General features: G+C 33.2%; 3 protein-coding genes and 1 pseudogene. 3 read left to right on the top strand and 1 reads right to left on the bottom strand.

The genetic code is table 11. From position 1 onward, the window contains the following. Positions 1-54: 54 nt before the first annotated feature. Positions 55-243: pseudogene (locus tag P9B04_RS19810) on the top strand (NADPH-dependent FMN reductase); the annotation flags it as partial. 123 nt (positions 244-366) lie between these two features. Here P9B04_RS19810 and P9B04_RS19805 read toward each other — a convergent pair. Further along, on the bottom strand, positions 367-1,242 hold the full coding sequence (locus tag P9B04_RS19805; protein WP_342056694.1) for a Tab2/Atab2 family RNA-binding protein: 876 nt from the start codon (positions 1,240-1,242) through the stop codon (positions 367-369). Between the two features lie 204 nt (positions 1,243-1,446). Here P9B04_RS19805 and P9B04_RS19800 point away from each other — a divergent pair, with 204 nt between their 5' ends. Both P9B04_RS19800 and P9B04_RS19795 read left to right on the top strand, forming a co-directional pair. Further along, positions 1,447-1,767 (top strand): AAA family ATPase, encoded by a 321-nt coding sequence (locus P9B04_RS19800; protein ID WP_342056693.1) that lies wholly within the window; start codon positions 1,447-1,449, stop codon positions 1,765-1,767. Beyond that, positions 1,758-2,474 (top strand): AAA family ATPase, encoded by a 717-nt coding sequence (locus P9B04_RS19795; RefSeq protein WP_342056695.1) that lies wholly within the window; start codon positions 1,758-1,760, stop codon positions 2,472-2,474. The genes P9B04_RS19800 and P9B04_RS19795 overlap by 10 nt, the downstream gene beginning before the upstream one ends. Positions 2,475-2,681 lie beyond the last annotated feature (207 nt).

The raw sequence follows: 2,681 nt of genomic DNA, 5'->3' as shown, positions 1-2,681 counted from the left end.
CTCATTTTTCATCTCTGGAATGGGCTTTTAAATTAATTTGTGAGAAATCCGGGTAACGCACTTAACCATCTAAGATTGATTATGCGATGGGTACACGGTTGGGTTATTCCAGAACAAATTGCTATTGGACAAGCATGGCAAGCATTTAGTGCAGAAGGAAAATTACTCGATGAAAAATTATCAGAAAGGTTTGATCGCTTTGCTAACAGTCTAGTAGAAAATGCCCAAAAGTTAGGCAAATGATCCCTTAAAAAAATATTTATCTGACATCTTGGACAAACTTCAAAATAATCTCAAAAAATCGGGTATGCTCTAGGAGTTAATGGTCATGAAAAGTCCAAGAAATAGCGTTAATTTCTAACTCCTTTAATGGTCATCTTTAAGTAACCAAAAACCACTAAATACCTCTACATCGGGACTAGACTGAATAGCTAGAAAATGTACTCCTTGGGCGTTATTTTTAGTATTATCAAATCCTTGGGCTTCTACAACACTACTTTTATCGGTTAAACTTGCTAGAATCCAACTATCACTTAAACCAGTTTCTAGGGAGAGGATAGGTAGGGGTTTGGGTTGAAACTTGAGAGAAACTAATTCTAACCCAGACATCCAACCAGCTAAAGGTAAGGCGCGCTGAGAAAAGATGATAAAACCAGGAATTTTTGCGTCACGGGGAATATTAGCTAACTCCAGAGGAAACCCCTCTCCAAACTTTATATCCCACTCACTCATGTCTGCAAAGGCCGATGCTTCCAGGCTAACAAATGCCCATTTATCGGACTTATCCCCTCTCACTGCATCCGGTAAAGCGATCGCATTTAGTGGTGGATAAGCGACAGATGCGTTAGCGGCGGCTGCTGTTTCATTATAACCCTCTTGACTGGGGTAAAAGTCTTGGAAACGTTCATCTAACCAATTATTTAGGGTATAGGTGCGACGACTAGGAGTAGCCACCAAACCAGCATCTTCGCAAGCTTTAACAATCATATTATTCATCTGACGACGAAAAAAGCGGATTTTACTGGGTGCTTCTCCTGCTTTCTCGATGGCAGTTTCTATTGCTTCTCTTAGCCAAATCGAGTTTACTGTACTGGGGGGACAAAATTTAGCATAACGAAACCCATCTTCTAACGATCCTTGGCTATCTGTCTGGGTTTCACAAATTAAGACTTCCCATTGTTTCTTTTTATTTTCGTCTAAAATTGGTCGTGAATAAAAATCGAGTTCCCAAACCTTACCCATAATTTACCTTTAATCGTTTAATGGCTAATGGTAATATTTTATCAGATTAACAAACCGTAAAAATATTGATTGTTTCAATTATTAATCAATTTAAACCCCATCTAAACTGAAACCTATTATTTTTATTTTTATCAACCTTTTCTTGTTATATACTAAATATAGGATGATGTATTGCCCACCTTAAGCCTTTAGGATGGTTTAACTATGGAATCTAACGAACCGATGACAAATGAATCCAAAAGTATAAGTATTAGTGACTTAAAATCTTTTACTATTCGTGGATTCTTTGGTTATAAAGATATTGTTCTTCCTCTGGACAAGGAAATTTTAATTCTAAATGCTGAAAATGGGGCAGGTAAAACTAATATTTTAAATATTTTGCATCAAGTTTTAAACTCAGGAATAGATAAGACTAAGTCTTTAAATTGTGATTCTATATGTATTGAATTTGGTAGCAATAAAAAATACGAAGTGGACTTTCCTTATTTTATTGAAATTGAAGTAATTGACTATGCATTAACATAATACAGACACTAATAGAAAAAAGAGGATTTCCTGAAAAGGAAGCAAAAAAGCTTTTAGAATCCATAAAAAACAATAAGGAATCTATACATAAAAAGCTTATAAAATCTATTGTTAAAGCCTCAACAATAACAGATGAAATAAAAAGAAAAACACTAGAAATAAATAAAAGTAAGTCAGACTTAAAAAGAATTAAAAAGCTAGGTTTTAATTCTTTGTATTTTCCTGATTATCGAAGAATAGAAGAAGATTCATCTAACCTTGGATATAAAAATCTTAAACTTCAAGATAAAACAACTGCACTAGATGAAACCATTAAATCATTTGTCAATGTCTGTAATAAATACCTAAATCCAAGCAAACAAATTATTTATAATGAATCAGCAGCAGAAATCTATATTGAACAAACTAGAAATAATGAAAATATAGAATTAAGTAACTTATCTTCTGGGGAAAAACAAATCATTTCTTTATTCTCTAAAGTTTATATAGAAGCTAAAGAGGACTTTATTTTAATTATTGATGAACCTGAATTATCTATATCCGTTGAATGGCAACAAATGCTACTTCCTGATATTATGAAATCGGGGAAATGTAAACGACTTATTGCTGCAACCCATTCTCCTTTTATTTCTAAGAATGAGTTAGAGCCCTACGCTCGATCATTAAACGAATTTGTAACTGAAATTAACACAGATGAATCAGAATAATGATATATCGGTAGATTATTTAAGATAACAAAAAAAATACAGCAAGGATATTTTATGCTCTTAGATAAGCTTTATAAAAATGATCCAAAATTGATGAAAATACTATTTTAGACAACTTATCTAAACAAGCATACACTCCTGATTGTTTAGTAAAATATAGCATTTCCCACAGTTATGAGGTACAGTAACAGCAATGAGCAAACCAGT

It is taken from the genome of Crocosphaera sp. Alani8 (assembly GCF_038442745.1).
Taxonomy (GTDB): Bacteria; Cyanobacteriota; Cyanobacteriia; order Cyanobacteriales; family Microcystaceae; genus Crocosphaera.
The sequence above is the reverse complement of the archived record's forward strand: the minus strand, read 5'-3'. Positions and strand labels throughout refer to the sequence as shown.

Bases quoted from the DNA above. Each gene is read 5' to 3' on its own strand.
- P9B04_RS19805 (WP_342056694.1), bottom strand. From the start codon at position 1,242: ATGGGTAAGGTTTGGGAACTCGATTTTTATTCACGACCAATTTTAGAC.
- P9B04_RS19800 (WP_342056693.1), top strand. From the start codon at position 1,447: ATGGAATCTAACGAACCGATGACAAATGAATCCAAAAGTATAAGTATT.